Source organism: Brevibacillus sp. RS1.1 (assembly GCF_013284365.1).
Classification (GTDB): Bacteria; Bacillota; Bacilli; order Brevibacillales; family Brevibacillaceae; genus Brevibacillus; species Brevibacillus brevis_D.
Genome location: NZ_JABSVA010000002.1, coordinates 971,816 through 993,279 on the forward strand (window position 1 = coordinate 971,816; position 21,464 = coordinate 993,279).

Annotated in this window: 20 protein-coding genes; 7 read left to right on the forward strand and 13 right to left on the reverse strand. The window is 45.9% G+C overall.

The annotated features are described in order from the left end of the window. Positions 1-24 precede the first annotated feature (24 nt). A complete protein-coding gene (locus HP570_RS10120) occupies positions 25-174 on the forward strand; it encodes a hypothetical protein (protein WP_173625636.1) in 150 nt (49 codons plus the stop codon). 129 nt (positions 175-303) lie between these two features. Here the strand turns inward: HP570_RS10120 and arsC are convergent, their stop codons facing one another. The 6 genes from arsC to HP570_RS10150 form a co-directional block, all read right to left on the reverse strand. After that, complete coding sequence (gene arsC, locus HP570_RS10125) at positions 304-708, reverse strand: arsenate reductase (thioredoxin) (protein ID WP_173625637.1); 405 nt, start codon at positions 706-708, stop codon at positions 304-306. Between the two features lie 19 nt (positions 709-727). Further along, positions 728-1,771, reverse strand: coding sequence for an ACR3 family arsenite efflux transporter (gene arsB, locus HP570_RS10130; RefSeq protein WP_173625638.1), 1,044 nt, complete (start codon positions 1,769-1,771; stop codon positions 728-730). A 13-nt stretch (positions 1,772-1,784) separates the two neighbouring features. After that, complete coding sequence (locus tag HP570_RS10135; protein ID WP_173625639.1) at positions 1,785-2,222, reverse strand: ArsI/CadI family heavy metal resistance metalloenzyme; 438 nt, start codon at positions 2,220-2,222, stop codon at positions 1,785-1,787. A 65-nt stretch (positions 2,223-2,287) separates the two neighbouring features. Next, positions 2,288-2,602: an arsenical resistance operon transcriptional regulator ArsR gene (gene arsR / locus HP570_RS10140; RefSeq protein WP_106656033.1), complete on the reverse strand. Its 315-nt coding sequence runs from the start codon at positions 2,600-2,602 to the stop codon at positions 2,288-2,290. Positions 2,603-3,005: 403 nt separating this feature from the next. Then, on the reverse strand, positions 3,006-4,814 hold the full coding sequence (gene ltrA / locus HP570_RS10145; RefSeq protein WP_483862093.1) for a group II intron reverse transcriptase/maturase: 1,809 nt from the start codon (positions 4,812-4,814) through the stop codon (positions 3,006-3,008). A gap of 1,287 nt (positions 4,815-6,101) precedes the next feature. Beyond that, on the reverse strand, positions 6,102-6,284 hold the full coding sequence (locus HP570_RS10150; RefSeq protein WP_173625640.1) for a hypothetical protein: 183 nt from the start codon (positions 6,282-6,284) through the stop codon (positions 6,102-6,104). Between the two features lie 197 nt (positions 6,285-6,481). On the opposite strand from HP570_RS10150, the gene HP570_RS10155 reads away from it, so the two are divergent. The 6 genes from HP570_RS10155 (at position 6,482) to helD (ending at position 12,668) form a co-directional block, all read left to right on the forward strand. Further along, positions 6,482-6,856, forward strand: a complete 375-nt coding sequence (locus HP570_RS10155) for a DUF423 domain-containing protein (RefSeq protein WP_012684886.1) — start codon at positions 6,482-6,484, stop codon at positions 6,854-6,856. Between the two features lie 131 nt (positions 6,857-6,987). Further along, positions 6,988-7,557: an RNA polymerase sigma factor gene (locus HP570_RS10160; protein WP_173625641.1), complete on the forward strand. Its 570-nt coding sequence runs from the start codon at positions 6,988-6,990 to the stop codon at positions 7,555-7,557. Next, complete coding sequence (locus HP570_RS10165; protein WP_173625642.1) at positions 7,526-8,656, forward strand: DUF4179 domain-containing protein; 1,131 nt, start codon at positions 7,526-7,528, stop codon at positions 8,654-8,656. The genes HP570_RS10160 and HP570_RS10165 overlap by 32 nt, the downstream gene beginning before the upstream one ends. Positions 8,657-8,668: 12 nt before the next feature. Next, a complete protein-coding gene (locus HP570_RS10170) occupies positions 8,669-9,304 on the forward strand; it encodes a hypothetical protein (RefSeq protein ID WP_173625643.1) in 636 nt (211 codons plus the stop codon). 126 nt (positions 9,305-9,430) lie between these two features. Next, the gene (locus tag HP570_RS10175) at positions 9,431-10,054 is read left to right on the forward strand and encodes a DUF6143 family protein (protein WP_173625644.1); all 624 of its coding nucleotides are present in this window, start codon (positions 9,431-9,433) and stop codon (positions 10,052-10,054) included. Between the two features lie 253 nt (positions 10,055-10,307). Beyond that, positions 10,308-12,668, forward strand: coding sequence for an RNA polymerase recycling motor HelD (helD, locus tag HP570_RS10180; RefSeq protein ID WP_173625645.1), 2,361 nt, complete (start codon positions 10,308-10,310; stop codon positions 12,666-12,668). A 47-nt stretch (positions 12,669-12,715) separates the two neighbouring features. On the opposite strand, the gene HP570_RS10185 is transcribed toward helD, so the two are convergent. From HP570_RS10185 to HP570_RS10215, 7 genes are all read right to left on the reverse strand, one after another. Then, a complete protein-coding gene (locus HP570_RS10185) occupies positions 12,716-13,054 on the reverse strand; it encodes a DoxX family protein (RefSeq protein ID WP_173625646.1) in 339 nt (112 codons plus the stop codon). Positions 13,055-13,107: 53 nt separating this feature from the next. After that, a complete protein-coding gene (locus tag HP570_RS10190) occupies positions 13,108-14,280 on the reverse strand; it encodes a bis-aminopropyl spermidine synthase family protein (protein ID WP_012684879.1) in 1,173 nt (390 codons plus the stop codon). A 372-nt stretch (positions 14,281-14,652) separates the two neighbouring features. Beyond that, on the reverse strand, positions 14,653-15,891 hold the full coding sequence (locus HP570_RS10195) for an MDR family MFS transporter (protein ID WP_012684878.1): 1,239 nt from the start codon (positions 15,889-15,891) through the stop codon (positions 14,653-14,655). Positions 15,892-15,942: 51 nt separating this feature from the next. Further along, entirely contained in the window at positions 15,943-16,863 is a 921-nt protein-coding gene (locus HP570_RS10200; RefSeq protein ID WP_173625647.1) for an ArsR/SmtB family transcription factor, read from the reverse strand. A gap of 517 nt (positions 16,864-17,380) precedes the next feature. Continuing rightward, the gene (locus HP570_RS10205) at positions 17,381-18,343 is read right to left on the reverse strand and encodes a metal-dependent hydrolase (RefSeq protein WP_173625648.1); all 963 of its coding nucleotides are present in this window, start codon (positions 18,341-18,343) and stop codon (positions 17,381-17,383) included. A gap of 181 nt (positions 18,344-18,524) precedes the next feature. Further along, positions 18,525-20,315 carry a M3 family oligoendopeptidase gene (locus HP570_RS10210; protein WP_173625649.1) on the reverse strand — a complete coding sequence of 597 codons (1,791 nt, stop codon included), beginning with the start codon at positions 20,313-20,315 and terminating at the stop codon, positions 18,525-18,527. Between the two features lie 125 nt (positions 20,316-20,440). Beyond that, positions 20,441-21,382, reverse strand: coding sequence for an MBL fold metallo-hydrolase (locus HP570_RS10215; RefSeq protein ID WP_173625650.1), 942 nt, complete (start codon positions 21,380-21,382; stop codon positions 20,441-20,443). Between the last annotated feature and the right edge of the window lie 82 nt (positions 21,383-21,464).

Genomic DNA, 21,464 nt, shown 5'->3' on the forward strand with positions numbered 1-21,464 from the left:
TCTCGTTGCAAGGAAGTGATTGGTATGGAGAATTCAAATAAAAACATTACAGCTAATAGCTTTGTGGACACTATGAAAGAAGCGATTGTTGTAGGTGAATCATATCACTTCTGGCTGGATGCAGAGGAAGATGTATATGATCAAAAGTACAATAAATTAGAGTCGGAGTTTTAACAGCTTTATGATTACAACAGCTTCCCTCCTGTAGGAGGGTATTCAGAGTATAGAGAAAATCCCCTTTCGTAAGAAGGGGACTTTTCATGCCTCGTACATTAGATAGTTACATCCCGCGTGCGGAGAAAGTTACTCCCCTGTCTCCACAAATTTCTTTATACGAGCTCCGATTTCATCACGCACTCTTTGAAACTCCGGCCATTCTTTCCCTGCCGGATCGTCAAATCCCCAATGGACGCGTTTTACATGTGGGGGTGTGGTTGGGCAAATGGAATCCGCATGGCTGCATAATGTTACGACGAGATCCGCATTGTTTAAAATATCGAGGTCTATGACATCAGATGTTTGGCTGGAAATATCAATCCCCACCTCTTGCATAGCCCGTACGGCATTTGGATTGACACCATGTGCTTCAATCCCAGCGGAAAAGACATTCCAAGTCTCACCTAAGTGTTTCTTTCCCCATGCTTCTGCCATTTGACTACGGCAGGAATTTCCTGTGCATAAAAAATAGATGGTTTTTTTGTTGATCATGATGCTCTCCTTTTTTGCTTCATCTACATGATGAGTCGGCATAATATTTGCGTTTGAACCATAACGCTACATTTACCAATGCAATCATAACTGGTACTTCAACAAGTGGACCGATGACGGCTGCAAAGGCGGCACCTGAGTGAATTCCAAACACACCGACTGCCACTGCGATCGCTAATTCAAAATTATTACTGCCTGCCGTAAAAGCGAGAGTCGTAGTAACGGGGTAATTTGCACCTATCTTCTTCCCCATGTAGAAAGAAATAAAGAACATTAAGATGAAGTAGATGAGAAGTGGAATCGCGATTCGCACCACATCTAGTGGTACACTTACGATGTTTTGTCCTTGTGTTGAGAACATAACAATAATGGTAAAGAGTAAAGCAATCAGCGTCATAGGACTTATTTTCGGAATGAATACTTTCTCATACCACTGTCGGCCTTTTACTTTTACGAGAGAATAGCGCGTAAGTACCCCTGCTAGAAAAGGAATCCCCAGGTAAATAAACACCGATGTTGCAACTTCCGCCATTGTGATGCTAATGACAGCTCCCTGCATGCCAAGCCATTCCGGAATGATGGTGACAAAAACATAAGCGTATAGCGAAAAGAAAAGCATCTGAAAGACAGAATTGAATGCCACAAGGCCAGCAGCGTATTCTGTATCTCCTTTTGCTAGGTCATTCCACACAATGACCATGGCAATACAGCGTGCCAGGCCAATCATAATCAAACCAACCATATACTCTGGCTTATCTGGCAGGAAAACGATGGCCAATAAAAACATCAAAACCGGGCCAATTACCCAGTTTTGAATAAGGGATAACAAAAGAACCTTTCGGTCTTTAAATACACGCCCCATCTCTTCATAACGAACCTTTGCTAAAGGGGGATACATCATCACGATTAAGCCGATCGCGAGAGGTATGGATGTTGTACCAATCTGTAGGCTATTTAAGCCACTTGTAAAAGCTGGAACGTAAGTTCCTACAGTAATCCCAATAACCATGGCAAGGAAGATCCAGATGGTCAGGAAGCGATCTAGAAATGATAGTTGTTTCATGGTCCTATTCGTCCTAACAGCAAGAGCTGCTTACTTCAGTAGTGGATTCTGTGCAGCAGGATGTGGATTGAATTTTATGAACTTCACTATCGGCCTTTGTGTAAAAGAACTCCCATTCGTTACCGTCGGGATCAGTAACCCAAAATTTGTCCTGAACGGCATAGCAACAAGTCGTATCCATCTCGTCACGTGCGAAAAAGCCTTCCTTTTCTAGCCTTTCCTTGTGAGCTACTATATCTTCTGTACTTTCAACCTGGAATCCGAAGTGATTCACTTGATTTCCGCTAACGGTGTCCCGAACATTTAGTGTAAAGTTAAGCCCTGGGTTCTCCAATAAGAACTTCGCATAATCTGTCTTTACCTTTACCGGCTCTACTCCGAACACTTTCTGATAGAAATCAATCGATTTCTCTAAATTCGTGACGTTAATCCCAACGTGAACATACTTCATTTTCGTGTTCCTCCCTAAATTTTAATAGAGTTAATCAAAAAAAATTGATATAAGGTTTAAAAAAATTAGCAGCAGCTTCCTTTACCTGTTTTCCTGAAAATACAACAAAGCTCTTCCGATAACAGGTGGTTGACTTCCACATCATTTAGATCGTAGTAACTCCATGTGCCTTTTGTCTCTTTCGTGATTAGGTTGGCCTCTAATAAGATCTTGAGATGATACGATAACTTTGATTGCGGCATATCAAATACTTCCGTTAGATCACAGACACAGGTTTTACCTCTCTGGCAGAGCTCATACATGATTTCTAATCGTTTTTGATCAGCAAGAGCTTTGAATTTTTTCTCATATTGTTCTAGCTGCGGCTTCAAGTCGTTCATCGAAGATAACCTCATTTATCAATTTTTTTTGATGAACTTATTATATGCCCATTTTCCAAGATGATGCAATAGTTAAATCAACTTTTTTTGATTAATAAGCGAAAAAGGGACTCATTTTCTGTGTTTTTAAAAGCACCTGTCAGTGCTTAAAAACACAGAAAACAAGTCAAAAACCAAGAATATTCGAGTGGATTGTTGCTCAAAATCCTTTCGGATTTTTGGCTAAGCACTACACTACATTGAGTATCTAGGTACACAGTAACTATAGCAATAGGTAAGGTTTTGAGGTTATCTCCACCTTTTCCCCTGCTTCAAACCGTACGTGCGACTTTCGCCGCATACGGCTTTCCATCTAACTCACATGAGACAAAACTCCATTTGGTATTGAACTGAATGAATGCTATCAGACTGCTACAGTTTCCATATGCGCTTTGATTCGTAAGTCGTTTACTTTCTTAATTTGCTCCTTACTTAACTTGAGAGAGTGAATGACTTGCTTAATCTTTGCTTGGTCAACTAAGTGAATGAGTTTATGAATTTCTTTATGTAGTATCATCAGGTTGCTGTAATGGTCGCTACCGCCATATTTTACTGGGATAATGTGGTGACAGTGCCAATCATCATAACTCAGTTCAACTTTGCTGATTGCACATTTTCCGTACTGAGCTACGAATCTACTGATTCGATAGTCGTTATACTCAATACTTCTGTATGGAATATAGCTTCTCATAATATGTCCCAACAAATCTGAGTTGACCGCAAGGTTACCGTGAATTTTGGCTCTTCCCTTTACCGTGTAGTTGCAGATTGTTTGGGTAAAATTCATACACTTCTTGTGTTTCTGTGCATGTATTGGGACAAAGACCATGTCCTGTATTTTGTATAATTTGGGCTGATAACCTTTATACCGCTCTTTCATTGACGGGGACATATCACTTGCGATAGCTTGAGTTCTGTGTTCATTCAAGCGATTGTATAAGACTTTCTGAAGACTATAGCTAATCCCAGCTAGATTTTTCGTAATGTTGGTGGCACGACAGTAGTAATTTTGAATGCCTATGACAGTTGAATTAAAGTTGTGAACGCTCTCCCGACATGGATTCTTTTGAATTTTCACAATACAATCTCTTATTTTCATCGTGGCATTTTTGATTGCCTTGTCTGTCATATGGGATTGTGCAACATACCCAAACTGAGCGGAACCCTTGCTTTTGGCTTTAATACTGAAACCAAGAAATTCACTGTTTTTCCTCTTGAGATTGACAATTTTTGATTTTTCTTCGTTTATATCAAGGTCAAGTCTATCTCTAAGGAATTGCTTGATTGCATGATACATCTTATTTGCTTGAGACCGTGTTCTACAAAGGATTTTAAAGTCATCAGCATATCTCACGATAAAGCATTCTTTTAGGTTCGTTTTCTTTAACGCTGTATACTTGTTCCCTTTGTATTTGCGCTTAGTGTTGAAGGTCTCCCATTGGTTGCTAATCCACCAATCAAGTTCATTTAGCACTACATTGGATAGGAGAGGTGATAGTATTCCACCTTGCGGTGTCCCTTTGGTTGGGACTCCTTCCCCTTGTATTTCGCTTTTGAGGATCAGAGAGACAATCTTTAGTAATTTCTTATCTCTAATCCCCAACGACCATAGTTGCCTCAGAAGTTTTCCATGACTCACGTTATCGAAGAATCCTTTAATGTCTATGTCAATACACTGATATAGCCCGACTCTATTGATAAGAAACATCATTCTTGATAGTGCATGGTGCGTACTTCTGTTGCTTCTAAAGCCATAACTGTGATTGTAAAATTTAGCTTCCATTATAGGGTCTAACACTTGCAGGATACATTGCTGGAAAACTCTGTCCCAAATTGTCGGGATTCCGAGGGGTCTTTTGTCTCCATTTGGTTTCGGGATGAAGACTCGCCTAACTGACCTAGGATTATACTTAGCGAACATCTCTTGTATCTTTGCAACCACTTCTTCAACTGTCATGCTCGAAATATCATTGATGGTTAGACCATCTGTACCTGCTGTCGCGCTTCCTTTATTACGTTTGATGTTTCTAAACGCTAGTCTTATGTTGTTTTCATTGCTCATCAGTTCAACAAGATGGTAGAAGTTATTTCCATTTACACTCCGCTGGTATACCCTATCAAATGTTGCTGTTGCATCAAAATATTCGGAGTGTCGTAGCTTTTTCTTCTTCAAAAGCTTTATAAGTCAGTCACCTCGGCACATATGAGGATTAACTTTTCTTAGTCTCACCAGAACCTTATTAAAATCATTTGAAGAAAATGGCTGTCTCATACTATTGTTAGACTAATGGCTATCCCTCCACGCTCATTACGCGCTTCATTGGTACTACGCCATCACTTTCACCACTATAAAGGCAAGTTATATCTTTCGATTTTCCTTACCACCGCTTCACTGAATGTAAGTTCTCTGCGTTAGTGGCTTACCACGTTCCATTACTCCTATCAAAGAATAAACTTAGGTGCTATCTATAAGCCTGTTAGGTTGAATATGCCTGTAACATATTATGGATTTTCATACACAATAATTTTACTCATCCACTCTAACCATGCAGTGAGCATGACACACATTTCTATGTGTTTTTAATATAGACCTGTACGTTCGATAGTTCGTCAGTTTGTGACCTTAACTAGGGCATCTGTAAACATTCTCACCGTATTTATTCGACACAAGCAGTATGACCAACAACTTATACCTCTATAAGTCTTTCGTCAGCATGACCTGTTACGGTTGATTCTCCCACCTTTACACCGAGCTTATGACATTTCCGTACTTACATACATCCATGCCATTCGGTATCGTGATAGCCCTTCAAGACGTTACTCTATCATTTGACTATTCGGAGTAATAGTTCTCTTGATTCTTACGAATCAATGCCTACTTTTACCGCAGGGCGTTTACCACCACTACGCTGTGTAGGAACGTGTCGCACACTGTGTTAAATTGCTTATTCCTTTCAAAAATGTGATTTAAACTTCAACTAAACTGTAAGCGATCGGATTTCAAATTTTGAAAAAGAACAGGAGTTAATTGAGACGCAGCTAATGGATTTAACTGGGAGGGATGTGCCTATGGGGAACCGCGCTAAAAGACGCCAGCATTTAGAAACGATATTGCGAATTATCAGTTATACTGGTGGTAATCTTGGCGTAGATGTAAGAAAATCTACTATAATAGACATTGGTTCTGAGATGAGGTGAGATAATGAAAACTTTTGGGTACTTCATTACTTTCATACTGAACTTGATAGTAGCTTACTTTATATACGATCAATCCAGCTATGTAAAACCTCTATTACAGTCTATTTTTATCGTGGCCTTGATCCTTATCATGGATTTCATTACGAATAAAAGAGCAATCAAGTAAAGCACAAATAAAGATATTAGTTAAAGACGCTTGCCTCAAGAAGAAAAAAGGCATCCCCGATTGGAGACACCCTTTGTTTGTTTTTCATCTTGCTACTTAACCCTTGAACCAGCCGCGTACACCAGAATAAATAAGAGCTCCTGCGAATACGACCACCGTGATCAGCCCCACTCCATCCACCACCGGGTCCACCCCACTTAGGAAGGAACCGTCCAACGGTGCTTTCAACAATGCGTAGCCACCTAGAAGCCCTCCTACGTTGGAAATCCATTTGTTCATATTACGTCACCTCCCGTCGCAGCGGCCTGTAAGCGTTGCCACTGCGATACTTTACTCTATGTCGGAGGTTGACAAGCGGCTTGTATGGTAGTCCAAGGCGTGTTCACCAAATTACAATTGGGCAATGTCTATCTTTTTACGCTAAAATAGAGGTCGGAAAGATGTACAGGTTATGCGAAAAAAGGAGTGACGCACTCATGAAGCTGTTTTTGATGCTTGGCAGTATCAGTGGATTTCTTTCTGTTGCGTTGGGAGCATTCGGGGCACATGCACTGAAGGAAAAATTGGACGAATATTCGCTGGGCATTTTCCATACGGGCGTGACCTATCAGACGACACATGCACTGGCTCTGGTGCTGGTTGCTCTGTTGCTCAAATGGTACCCGGATTCTTCTGGCCTCGTTTGGGCAGGCTGGTGCTTTACAGCCGGAACTTTGATCTTCTCCGGCAGTCTCTACACGCTGGCGATGACCGGTATTAAGGTTCTCGGTGCAATTACGCCGATTGGCGGAGTTTTGTTCCTTGCTGGCTGGGCGTTGCTTGCGATTCATGCATGGAAAACCGTGTCATAAACGAAAGAATTCATATGCTTGCAAAAGGTTGGGATATTGCCCAGCCTTTTTTCTATGCAAAAAATCGAAAACCAGTTGTGTCGATTCTCTAATGCCTGGCGTCTAATTCTGTTGAAGAAGGGAGGGAGAAAATGGAATCCACACCTTTTGATGAGAAGTACTGGATTTCGCGTGCCAAAGAAAATCGAGAGGACTTTGCTCCTATTTATGATCATTATGTAAAGCGAATTTACCGTTATTTTTCATTCAGAGTGGGGAAAACGCTAGCGGAGGATCTGACACAGCAAACCTTTTTAAAAGCAATGAGTCGGCTCGATAGCTTTCGGGAAGAGTCGCTTTTTTCCACCTGGCTGTTTCAAATTGCCAAGTACACGCTCATGGACGAACAACGCAAGCAAAAGCGACGTCCGAGAGAATGGGAGCTCGGTTCTCTATCTGCCAATTCGTCTGCCTGCTATGCAGAGCAAGCAGACACTCAACTCGATTTAACCTCTGCCCTGCAGCAAGTCAATGAGATCGAACGGGAAATTATCATGCTTAGATTTTTTGGTGAATGTACCTTTGCCGAGATCGCACAAATCATGCAAATGGGCGAAAGTGCCGTAAAAAATCGCCTGTATCGCGCCTTAGAAAAGGTAAAAGGAAATCTACGAGGATCGGAGGATTCTTATGAAGCGCAATTCAGACGAGATTGTTTCTGAACAAATCAAGAGCTTTGCCAAGTGGCTGGAGGCGCCTCACTCGGAGTTGCGCAACGGGGCTCTGGCTTATGACGCATCTGAGCTTATTGACATCGTCAAACAGCTTGAACGAGAAAACGGAATACACACCCCTGACGAAGAAACCGTAGCACGGATGAAAAGCAATTTATTCACAACCATGCCACAAGAGCAGTCATCCGGTTCCCGTATCCGCATGAAAAAGATTTTCATGGCCTCTGCTAGCGTTGCGTCCTTCCTGCTTTTCACCCTCCTGACGCTCGGATTTTCCTCACCCACATGGGCAGAAAAGTTGAAGCATGTACCGGTCATCAGCTCTGTCTTTGCACTGTTTCAAGAAGATGCTCTACAAATCGCCAACGAAAAAGGGCTAATTACCGCAGTCAACCAAAGCGCAGTGGTCAATGGCATTACGATAACGGTCAACGAAGTATTTTACGATGGGATACAATTGGGAATTGGCTATTTGATTCAAATGCCCGAAACGACCGAAAAAGCAGCCGCCCAGGAAATCGCAGAAAGAATCGTACTAAAGGATTTTACCTTGGCTGAGCCCATCGTTAGCACCGGAGCTGGCTGGAGCAGTGAGGTCAAACAGATGGAGGATTATTTGTTCGCAGGTGTTACTACCATTACCCTCAATGGAACTTGGCCCGATCAGTTTACGATGCAGGCGCAGTTATATGACTATCAAAATGCACAAAGCACATGGAACCTGAAACTTCCTGTTGTAAAGCAGTTTGCGAAGATTGACAGCAAGACCCTCACGCCTAACATCAGCCAAACCTTGCGGAGTAATTTTGCATTTCAAATCAAAGAGGTTACACTCACGCCGGTATCCACAACGGTTGTATTAAAAGAAATTCCGCCTGACGACAAGCTATATGAGCCTTCGTATACTCTCCTCGATCCCAGCGGAAAGGAAATTCGTATTGAGGAGGAAAGTACGAATTACGACGAGAATGGGATTTCGCGAAAATTTATCGTTTCCTTCAAGGAAAAACCCGCGTACATCCAATTAATCCCGCATATGAGCGGAGAAGCAGAACCGGATAAAGCAGTAAAAATTTCGTTACAGTAAAGGAGATCGACCATGAAAATACAACCTTTTCAAGTAATCGGCAGTTTATTGTTGGCAGCTGTTATCGGTTTGTCAGGAGTCGCGACTGTAAGTTCGGGGCATGCTCCCGCCGCGCAGCCAAGTGATGCAAGCAAGCAGGAATCAATACCTACTCTCGTAGAAGCCAGTTTTCAAAAGCTGCTTGAACTGGAGCCCTCACTGAAAACGTGGAAACTCATGGGGATGCATAAGTCTCCCATATCAATATCAGGAGACATTCGGGGAGTATGGACGTTTACCTTGCACGAGACAGGGAATGCAACGGATAAAGGGAAACGTTTTGCCGAAATGCAATTCGACAGCACGACAGGCATTTTGCTGCACTATCATGGTGGTCCCTTTCCCGCAGCGAAAGTAGCGTCCCGCCAAAAGGATTACTACCAGCAACGTGGACAAGAGCTTATGAATCAAATACTTGGCAGCGAAAATACGAAGCAGTTTAAAACCGTTAGCAACCAATTCATTGAAACAGGAGATACGAACGGATTTACACGAGAGCTAGGCGGGATTACTTTTAAAGCCGAGAAAGAGCAAATTGAACTGTCCATCGACTCAGACGGTCGCCTGGAGCAATACCATCGCGTTCGTCTTCCTACCCAGAAAAAGTAATCCATTTCAAACTCGTTTAGACACCAGCTACAATGGTGTCTGTTTTTTTGCTTCCTGACACCCTCCATGGACGATTGCCATATGCTGTAGGGTTAGCAGTTACCCCACTTACAAGGAGAGGAAATCATGACGAAGCCCTCCTATACCCGCCCCTCGTACTTTTTTGGCGGAATACCAGATGTCTATATGCAGATGGGGTACTATCCGTTTCCCACTCCTTCTGCTACGGAACAGCTGAGCCGGAGTGTTCACATTCCGTATGCGATGTCGATGGCGGATCAATGCAAATACTTCATGGGGCAATCGGATAAAATCACAGTGAGCGATGGAGCTCACGGGATTGCTGCCTTGTCGAACCCATTACGCTCTGGCGTTCATTTATTTGTCAACCATTGGATGATCACCAATCCATCCCCGCACCCGATAGAAGCACATTTCTTGTTTGGCAAAGCCTCCTCAATCACAGGTACGACTCTCTCACGTCAAGTGACTTCTGGTTATGTTCAACTCCCCGCTTGTCCAGCCGCCCAAGGGCAAATTTTGCATGGCACTGGTATGACAGATACCTTTTCCGATCACATTCATACTGCCACACGAATCATTCCGGCATCCTCTACCGTTGAGGCGACCCCTAGCGGACAGTGGATTCTCGGACCTGGCATGTCACTCATCGTTCGCGTTCCAAACGCAGATGAGAAGACATCCTTCTCCTTTTCAATAGACTGGTGGGAACAACCCGTATATGGGTAGCTCTCACTGGAACACTTGACGGACAAGTCTAACCGCAACAAAAAAGGGAACCCCCAAAGGAGTTCCCTGTCATTTCACTTTGTATTTTTCCTATACCATGTTGAAAAGCCAATTTTCACGTGTTAAAATGAGAATTGGTCTGTTCGTCAATCCATCATATGTAACTATTTTATCTCCAATATAATAGTATCACATTCACTTTCGATTGTCAAACCTTCAGGCCAAAAATGGGGAACGAAAAAGGAGCGGTACCATGAGCGTGACTGATCAAGATCGGCAAAACGAACAACAACGTGTTGAACAAGTCATCTCAGAGATAAAGAACCGAATAGATGACCTGAAAGAGCATGTGAATGTCGTGAGCGAGGATATTATCGGCATTCGCAAGCATTTTTGGGACGACGTGACAGTCAACTTCGAGGATGCCATTGAAGCTGTCGAGACTTACGCCAGTATCAAGCAGCAAGCGGAGGTCCTGTCCGAGCGTGAACGCATCCATCGCCATGCCCAAAATCAGTTGCGTACGCTACAGCGATTGTTGCAATCTCCCTATTTTGGCAGGATTGATTTTCAAGAAGAGCTGGAATCGAAGCCAGAAGCCATCTACCTTGGCATTGCTTCTTTGCTGGATAAAAACGACGAGGAATTTCTCGTTTACGACTGGCGCGCTCCGATCTCCAGTCTGTATTATGACTACTCGCCGGGGCCAGCCGAGTACAATACACCAGGCGGTAGCGTAAATGGAGAGATTACGTGCAAAAGACAATACATCATTCGCGACGGCAAATTGCTGCACCTGTTCGATACGGGCGTGACGATTGGCGACGAGCTGCTTCAGGAGGTACTCGGCAAACAGGCTGACTCGCAGATGAAAAGCATCGTGGCCACGATCCAACGGGATCAAAACCGCATCATCCGCAATGAACGCAGCCGACTCGTTATCGTCTCTGGAGCCGCCGGTAGCGGAAAAACGTCTGCGGCACTGCAACGAATCGCTTATTTGTTATACCGTTATCGCAAGACATTGACCGCAGAGCAAATCGTCTTGTTTTCGCCCAACTCTTTGTTTAACAGCTACGTCTCGACCGTTCTTCCTGAGCTCGGCGAGGAAAATATGCAGCAAACGACTTTTCAGGAATACGCGGAGCATCGTCTCGGTGACGGCTTCCAGTTGGAAAATCCGCTTGAACAGATGGAGTATGTACTGACAGCAAGTGATCAGTCTGGATATGAGGCGCGGCTGGAAGGGATCCGTTTCAAGTCAAGCGCCTTGTTTTTGCAGGCCATGGATGAATACGCGAATAGCTTGAAACAAGCTGGAATCATGTTTCTCCCTGTTACATTTAGGGACCAGACGCTAATCAGTGCGGCTCACATCCATGAACTGTTTTATTCTCTCGATACGAATCTGCCGATCCCCAATCGGATGGTACTCGTTGCAAAATCACTGCTGACAGAGCTAAAAAAAATGGAACAGCGCGAACGATCAAAGCCATGGGTAGAAGATGAAATGGAGCTGCTTGACCGAGATTCGTATGTAGCTGCCTATCAATCGCTGCGCCGCAAAAAGCAGTTTCGGGAGGATACCTTCGATGACTTCGAACGCGAGCAGGAGCTCTTAGCCACATGGATCGTCAAAAAACAGTTTCAGCCTCTGCGCGATTTTATCCGGGAGCTCCAATTTATTGATACTCGCGCTATTTACCGCCAGCTCTTTTTATCACCTGACTTGCTCGGGACGCTTGCGCCAAGCACTCTCCAACACGATGTATTAGACAAGTGGCCAGCAGTGTGCGAACAGACAGCAGAGCGTTTAGAGCAACAGTATTTGGCATGTGAAGACATCCCTCCTTATTTGTATTTGCAGGAACGATTGGAGGGCAAGCAGACGAACAACCTCGTCCGTCATGTCTTTCTCGATGAAGCCCAAGACTACTCCGCCTTTCAGTTCGCTCTCATCAAGAGCTTGTTTCCCCGTGCCAAAATGACCGTGCTGGGAGACTGGAATCAGGCGATTTACGCCCATGCGTATCACCAAAATAGCTTTGATGCTGTCACATCCCTGTTTGAGCACGAAGAGACGGAGACCTTCGTCCTGACCAAAAGCTACCGCTCCACCTATCCCATCGTCTTGTTTACGCGGCAACTATTGCGAAACGGGAAGATGATTGAGCCTTTTATGCGCGATGGTCGCTTGCCAACTCTAACCAAAGTGACATCCCCTCAGGCTCATACCGATCAAATCGAAGCACGCATACGTGAGCTCACTGATCGTGGTCATCAGACGATCGCTGTTATCACAAAAACGCTAGAGGAAGCTCAAATCGTTCATGACGCTTTGCAAGAGAGATTGCCGATTCGCTTGATCAAGCCCGCTACTCTTTCCTTTGAGAAAGGAATCTTGATTATTCCCTCTTACTTGGCAAAAGGAGTCGAGTTCGATGCGGTCATCCTTTATGATGCTTCCGCTACATGCTATGGCGAAGAAAGTGAACGCAAGCTTTTTTACACGGCATGTACACGTGCCATGCATGAGCTGCACCTTTACTATTCGGATGAAAAAAGTCCATTTATAGATAACGTTTCTCCTGAGTATTACGAGCTGTTTGTTTAAAAAAAGAGATCCAGCTGACCGCTTACTTGTTCAGCCGGATCTTTTTTTCACTTTTTTAGACCCACACAAATCATGACAAGCAACAGGATCAAATCCATCTCATAACCGCCCACAAAGCCTTTCGCCCATTTCACTGTCACAATCGCACCTGCCATGATCGCAGCTAATCCCCATGCGGCATATCTCGCCCCAACTCCAATGATCAGCGCGAGGCCGCCGAGTAGTTCTACGATCAACACCAGATACGCCAGCCACCCCGGCAAGCCGAGATCACCAAACGTCGTCACAACATTAACCATCCCTTTTTGCAGTTTGGCTATGCCATGGATGAAAAATAAGATTCCCGTCACGATTCGTAATAAAGAAAACGCTTTTTCGTAAGCCATCTTCTCTTATTCTCCCTCCCCTCCACCACTACCATATGCCCACTTGCGTACAATCAGTCTTGTGCTCTTCGGCGGGACAACAGCTCAAAGCTTTGGTGCTTGCAACGAGGGCAGCCGCGTTTTTTCAATTGTTCGATCGTCACTATTTTTGCCTGTGCCCCTACCTGGATCGATCTTTTGCAACGTTTGCATTGATACTCACGCTTGGAAGGAGTCTTTTCACCTGTGTACAGCGACTCCAGAAATGGATGCTTGATCGTCGGAGTCGTCAGCTCTGTTGTGGTAAGCACGATCATCTGTCCCTTGTTTCCAATCATTTGCGCCGCTTCGTATTCATTGAAATGACTGAGCACCTCTCGTACGGTCAAGCCTGCCAGCACGAACTCCCGTTGCATATTTAGCGTAAAATCAGGTGATTTATGCGCGAAGGACAGGAAGATGGACAGTCCTTTTTGCTTTTGCAGCCCACTGATTCCGCGGGATAAAAACAGAGCCATTCCTTGCAGCGTGTAAGGTGGATCAGTAAAAAAGCAATCGTACCCACCCTGTAGCTTCTTCGGCAGCGGCTGCCGCAAATCAGCCTGATGGCAGGCAACGGTCAATGCTTTTTGCTTGGACACCTCCGTAATGTACTGAAGAAAACGTTCATCGATATCGACTACGTCAATTTGCTCTGGACGTTGTTGATTCCCTGGAAACAAGCGCTTGAGCAAAAGTCCCAGCGAGATGCTGACCAAATCATCATCCCCGACACATAATATTTTTTTGCCCACCAAGCTCTGATGCCGCAAGCATAAGATTGCCCTGCGCAGGCTCGTCTCGACTGTGCATTTGGACTGATCGATCTGTACATCGACTTGCGGACGCCCAGCAAAAATCATCTCCATCTCCGCCTGCAAATCAGCCAGCTCGGTTTTCCAAGCTTCGTCGTCTCTCATCAGCTTTTCGTACAGCTCTCGATCCAGTCCACCATACCCAAGCTTTTGCTCAATGAACGCTTCCCCTTCTGCGGTGCATCTCACCCCGCTCCCCTGCTGTATGGCACCTGCCTTAATCAGCTCTTTTTTGATCGCAGTCGCCACAGGTACAGGCAAGAGTACTTTTCTTGCCAACTCTTTCGTAGGCAAATCCGGATGAAAATAACATGCAAGCAGAAACTGTTCGATCACTTGTTGTCCTTCTTGTAAACGCACTTGTTTATAGGTGTCTTCGATATAATTTTTCAAGTAGAATACCTCTTTTCAAAAGGGATGGACCCATCGATGCATGCAAAAAGGCAGAGCATGAACATTCGTTCATCTCCGCCTTGAGGGCATACGTTCGCTACGTGCGCGTGGATAGTCCCGCAAAAAAAACCGTGCGTAAGAGCACGGTTCCCGTAGTCGAGCAAATGGGTAGATGGATGACCGTAAGTTCTTAACTAATCAAGGCCTCCTCTGTTCCATAGCAAATAAACTCACATGACATGAGATTTTTGCCAAAAACAATGGGAGTACCCTATCCAGTTGCTTAGTTAAGAACACACACCGACATCAAAACGTCCCCTTTTGAAAAAGATACTTTCCATTATACGGCAATATCAATCAATCGGCAAGAAGCTACATGGCAGTCTCTACAATCGCATTTCTAGGCTGCTTCCGCTGTTCATGCATTCTGCGTCCCAGCCAATAAAAGATCAAGCTAACCAGCGCCAATACTCCCATGACCCCAAACATCACGGGGCCACCATATGCTGTGAGCACCATACCACCTGCCCATGGACCAAGGAAGCTGCCGAGCATGGTTGCGCTTTGTGCCCCATAGTAAGTCCCTCTCATATTCGCGGGACTGATCTCATCGATTTGCGCATACTCCGCTGGTATGATCAAGATTTCCCCGAGCGTAAAAACGATCATCGCTGTAATAAACCAAACCCAATTTGACGAAAAAGCAAAACCAACTTCTCCTATGGCCATCAATACAGCACCGCCTGCTATCCTCGCAAACAAGGAATAACGCTCAACCAGCCTCGTTACTGGAATTTGCAAAAGCAAGACGGTAAATCCGTTGACGCTCATCAAGGTTCCAAACAAGGCGACACCCTCCGAAAAGTTTTCCCGCAAGTATTGGGAGAGTGTAACAGACATCTGACCGTACACCGTCACTAACAGGATTCCGCCTGTGACAAAGGTAAGAAGGACGACATCCCTTCTGAGCACTTGCCAGATCTCACCTAAACTGGCTCGCTCCACCTCTCCGTTCTCCCCACTGTTATCGGTGACGCCACATCTCCGACATGCCACTACTAAAATGACGGCAAAGCTCACCAAGGATACCCCAGTCAGAACAAACGCCAGATTGCTGCCGGAAATCCCCCAAAAAGCACCGAGCATAGGACCAATCGCGAAGCCCAGATTGCTCGCAAGATAGCGATTCGAGAACACACGAAAACGTTTTTGCTCGGGCGTCAAGTCGCCCATCAACGCTTTTGAAACCGTCGCAAAAATCGATGCCGCCAATCCCATAACCATGCTGATTACCAATAAACCGATCGGATGTGCTAGTGTAATGAAGCCGATCATCGAGCACGCCATAGCAAGCAAAGAAAAAAACATCAGCTTTTGTCTGCCAAACAAATCTGAGAGAATCCCACCAACAAATCCCCCTACTGTTCCAGCCAAAGGACCTGCCCCGATAATTAGTCCAATATAGGCGTGGGAGAGCTTCGTCGTTTCACCGAGATAGATAGCCAAAAAAGGGATACTCATCGATTGGGTGAGCTGAACGAACACCGTCCCTGCCATCAACAGATGAACAATCGGATGATACGCCTCCAACACTTGCCTCATTTTGCTCATACTGATTCAACCTACCCTCTCAACAAAATCATGCTATTTCCGTAAGCAAAATCACTCTGATGCATGGAAGAAGGAACGAAGCAAGACCGGGAGACGCTCGACAAAGGCTTCTCGCAGACTGTAGTAGGAAATCGTCGTACTTCCTGTGTAGTGAGCACGAATCAGCCCCGCTCTGCGCAACGCCGTTACATGATGATGGACGGTGCTTTTTGCCAAAGATACTTGCTTCTGTAATTCACCGAGCGTGCACGTCTTTTTTGCCAGACAGCGCAAAATTTGCAGGCGCTTTTCATCTGCCAGACACTGTGTGATAGGCAACAGCTCCAAGAGTGGCTGTGGTTTGGTCGTTGCCGCATCTTTGACAGGGTACATGCAAGTGGCAAGCCCCCGATAAAAGTCGAGAACAGAAGAATGGGCACAATGATATTGCGGGATCAGTACAACCTCCCGCAAATCTGCCATCGGCTCAATCCAGATACCGTTTGTAACATGATCGACCAAGTCGATTGGAGGCGTTTCTTTGGCGCGGGCCGTCAGCTCATCGGCGCTCCGTTGCAGACTCTCCAAAATGCGTGGGTCCATCTTCGAAAAATAATGCTCATTCCACCGGGTAAGCAACGATAGGCTGCGATCACGGATTTCTCCCAAGTTCAGCGGGATTGTCTCCACCCACGGCGCGAGGCGCTCATAAATTTCACCGGGAGGAATGCTTTCCAGCCACCCAAGAAATTCTTCGACGGATTTGGTCTGGGGCGATTGCGCTACAAGCAGCACCAAGCGGTGGAGTACCTCCCAACGTTCGTCTACGAGTTCATCTGCAAAAGACGCCGGGAGCTTTTGTTTTGTTTCCTCTAACCAAGCCGTACCAAGCAAACTATGCTTGCGGTCTTTCTCGTAAATGTAAGTGTAGAGGCTAATGATACATTCATACGCAGGAGACCATTCCACTCTGATCGAATATAAGTTATTCATTCTATCACCATCGAACGTTTAGTTTTTTTCAGTGTATCATTCTTGTTGGATTTTGCATAGCGCCATTTCGTTAGAATAGCTTTAAAGGTCCTTAATGGGGTCAACATAGTGGAGGAGAAGAAAAAGCACAGTTCTCTTCGACTCTGACACGCCTGCAGGGGGGATTCACTGTCCGTCTCCACTTTCAAAAGGGGACCGTCGAGCCAAAGCCACCCTACGGGCGGATGTATCTCATGGAAGAAGTGTTCGACAAGCGTGGTCCCCTTTTGAAAGTTCCAACTGGGGAGGCGTTGTCAAGGTCTACGATCCCTGTGCTTTTTCTTCTTACCAGCTTTGTTGGTTTATCGATACCACTTAAACCTTTGGCAAAAAAAAACGCTATCTAGGCATTTTCAAGGGGGGAGCAGAAAGTTTTACTGAAACAATGCAAGAAGCAGACGCTGAGGCTCCTTGTTCACACAAAAAAAGTAAGCCCCCAGTTTCACTAACTGACGAGGCTTACCTATACTAGCTTCCCTTATACAAACGGTGGGTCCCACGCTTTTTTTCGCCAACCTAACCGATGATCAACGACGTTCAAATCACGATCCAAGACAACATCTACGCCAAATGGCAGCTTGCGGTTGTACCAAAAGCGCACATCGCTCCACGTGACTTCATAACCGTCGGCAATTTCCTTCCACGTGACGTGGATTCGTTGAGCAAATCCGAGAAAAGCACGAACGCCATCCACACCGACAGTAGCCTGGATGATCGCATCACGCTGTTGCTTCGGATATACATCCTCCAGTATCACACGCGTATACTCGATTCTCCCTGTGTAAAACAGTTCCTCCGTCTCAACGACGAATCTCCAGTGAAATGGATGTATGCTCGGGAACACATGGGATATGCCCTTTGTTTCCAATGCCCTTACTACCCGTTTGACGTTACGGTGATGCTGCCAAGCCCGCACGCCAATATACACGAGCGTCATGGCATATGCAACCGGAAATAACACGCTAGGATCTCCTCTAAAAGCAATCCACCAGATCGCTGCTGCCAGATGAACCGCGAACACCAGTGGCTCAAAAATCGCGAGCACATCCAAATGCACCCAACGCTTGCTAATAGGACGAATACATTGGACTCCATAGGCGTTTAGCATATCGAGAAAAACATGCAGCACAACAGCTAACAGCGTCCAACCGTACAAAATACCGAACTGCCCCATGAGCCCAAACCCCCAGGCAAGAGAAAGGCTGATGATGAGGGGCCACAGAAATAAGGCGGGAATCGAATGCGTAATTCCTCGATGAAAGCGAATGTAAAAAGAAATACCGCGAAGTCTGGCCACAGTGTCGAAATCCGGGGCATGAGAACCCACTACCGTTGCGATCATCAGCGCCTGTGCAAGCGCCGGATCATTCGCCACTGCCGGCGTGATATGAGCTAACCCCGCCAGTGTGACACCCAACAAAAGATGACTGCCAGTGTCCATTACGATGCCTCCCTTTGCAAGTACTCCCTTCCCTTTTACTGTACGAAAAAATAGCGAGGATTCGATAAACCGCAGGTAAATGTTATCCGAAGATTTCTTCTGCAATGTTAACAATCTCTCCACGAAAAAAGCAGCCTGTCAGAATAGTGACAGACTGCTTTGAACTAATTTATTCGTACATTTATGCTTCTTCTGTCAGGCGCAGGAATTCGTCGATGTCTGCCACAGCCAGGTCAACAGCTTTTTGCCAGAACTCAACTGTCGTCATATCCTCGCCGAGATGCTTCTTCGCCAATTCTTCCACCATTAGGCGGCCTGTATCTTGGAGCAGTGCATCGTATTTCGGCGCGAAGCTCTCCCCTTCTTCAAGCGCACGCGCATAGACACTCATGCTGAACAAGTACCCGAATGTGTACGGGAAGTTGTAGAACGGGTACGACGTGATATAGAAATGCAGCTTAGATGCCCAGAAATGCGGCTCGTAATCTGCCAAAGCGCCGTTGTACGCTTGCTTTTGCGCGTCTTCCATGAGTCGGTCGAGATCAGCCGCGCTCACGAGACCTTCTTTGCGCTTCTCATAGAAGTTTTTCTCGAAAATAAAGCGAGCGTGGATGTTCATGAAAAACGCGACGATGGATTGCAGCTTATCTTCCAAGAGCACCAGTTTTTCATCATCATTGGCTGCATTTTTCACAGCAGCGTCAGCGAGGATCATCTCTGCGAAGGTCGATGCTGTTTCCGCTACGTTCATCGCGTAGTTTTGGTTAAGGGCTGGCAAATCCCACATGACTTGCTGATGATATGCATGCCCCAGCTCATGTGCCAATGTGGATACATTACTTGCGCTTCCCGCATACGTCATGAACACGCGCGACTGCTTGCTGACTGGGAAGCTCGTGCAGAATCCGCCTGGGCGCTTGCCAGGACGATCCTCTGCCTCGATCCAGCCCTCATCGAATGCCTTTTGCGCAAACTCAGCCATGCTCGGATTGAAACGGTTGAAGTGCTCAACGATCAGGGCAGCTGCTTCATCGTAGGACACTTCTTTATGTACATTCCCGACCGGAGCTCCTACATCGTACCAGCTCAGCTTGTCTACACCGAGTAGCTTTGCCTTGCGCTCCAGGTAGGTAACCAGACGATCCTTGCGATTGTCGATGGCCTGCCACATCGCGTCGAGAGTTTTTTCCTGCATCCGTCCAATATCCAGTGGTTCACGCAGGACGGAATCCCAGCCGCGATGACGGTACAGAGAGAGACGGAAACCACCCAAGTGATTCAGCGCTTGTGCGCACAGCTCCGTTTCCTTGCCCCAAGCTTCATTCCACTTTTCAAAAACATGGGAACGCACAGCACGGTCAGGACTGCTCATCAGGTTAGAAGCTTGCCCCACGGACAGCTGCTTCGTCTCCCCATTGACCTCAACCTCAATGCTCATACGTCCCACAACCGCATTGTACAAGTCTTGCCAAGCATGATAGCCGTCTACAGCTAAATCGTTTGCCAGCACTTCTTGTTCAGGCGACAGCTTTTCCTGTGCACGGCGGCGGCGCTCATTCAGCACAAAAGCAAGCGATTGCAATTCTTCGTCTGCCAACAAATTCTCCCATGCAGCCTCGTCGATAGCCAGCAGCTGTTCTTCCCATCGCGTCAATACTGCCCCAAACGCAGCCGAGATGCTTTTTACACGCCCACCCATCAGCTTGGCAGGCTCATCCTTTACATTTTGAGCAGTCAGGCAGGAAATGAATGCACCTGCTTGTCTCACTCGCACGGCAATGCTTTGAACTTGAGCGACAACTTCTTTGAAAGCGGCTGTTTCATGCAAACCAGCGCCAGATTGCTCGAAACGCGCTTTCAGGTTCGCAATATCCCCTTCCACTGTCACTAAAAACGCCCGAAAATCCTCTGATTCACTGCCACCAGGAAAAATCACATCCATATCCCAGCGTTGCGGCAATGCTTTTGTCATATGTACCCCTCCTCAAAAAACTCCTTCGATAAAAATATTTCTATAATAAGGTAGCTATTCCCTCCCCATTTATTCATATCGTTAGAAAAGCGACTGCCATGTAAGCAGTCGCTAGCTTTTCACACCTATTGAACAGGGATCGAAAACGTCTCCCCTTGTTTTTCAACAACGATCCTATCCCTCTCGTCCCCCGCTGCTACCAACAGACGCTCGAACGGCTCATCAACTGGCTCACGCGATAGCACAAACGTATTCCAATGAATAGGCACCAGCCACTTGGCTTTGGTCTCCTTGAACATTTGCCACGCTTGCTCAGGCGTACAATGCGCCGCTTGATACGAGTCTGGCTTGTAAGCGCCAATCGGCATGAATACCAGATCGATCAGCCCGAATTGCTTCGGCAAATTTTCCATGGAGATATATGCGGTATCGCCTGGATAGAGGATGCGCACACCATTTTTCTCAATCATATAGCCATTGTAGCCATACTCATGATTCCATGGAAAACGGTTGCCCCAATGTCGGACAGGAATCGCCGTAATCGTCAGTCCTTCTTTGGTTGTAACGGCTTCACCTGGCTGCATTTCCTCATACGAACCAAATGGCATATGCTTGAACAGTTTGCTCGTCTGGTGCGCTGTAATGACATGTGTGGATCGATTCGCTATTTTCTGCAAGGTTGGCAGATCGACATGATCCAAATGGGCATGCGATAGCAAAATGATATCTACCTCGCCAAGTTCAGAAAAGTCGAGGGCAGGAGGTGTAAAGCGCTTGGGACCAAAATGGACACCTGCTAGCTTAATCCCCAGCTTCTCGCCCAAAACCGGATCTGTCAGTATTTTCGTACCAAACATATTCAACAGAATCGTCGAGTGGCCGATCCATGTAAATGTAACCTCATCGTGACTCCAGTCGGCAGGCATTGGTTTTTTCGTATCCAGATGACGAAACTCCGGCTTCGGTAGCTGTCCCATATGGTACCAGTAGCGGTAAACCACATAGCCAATCAATCCGAGTGTGAGTACCCCCACTATGGAGCCTACCCATGTAAAAAAGTTGAGCATCAGACAACTCCCTTTATCCAGCTGTGATTTCCCCATTATAGCAAAAGGCATCATTGCTGTAGCAAGCCTAAAAAAGCGGCAA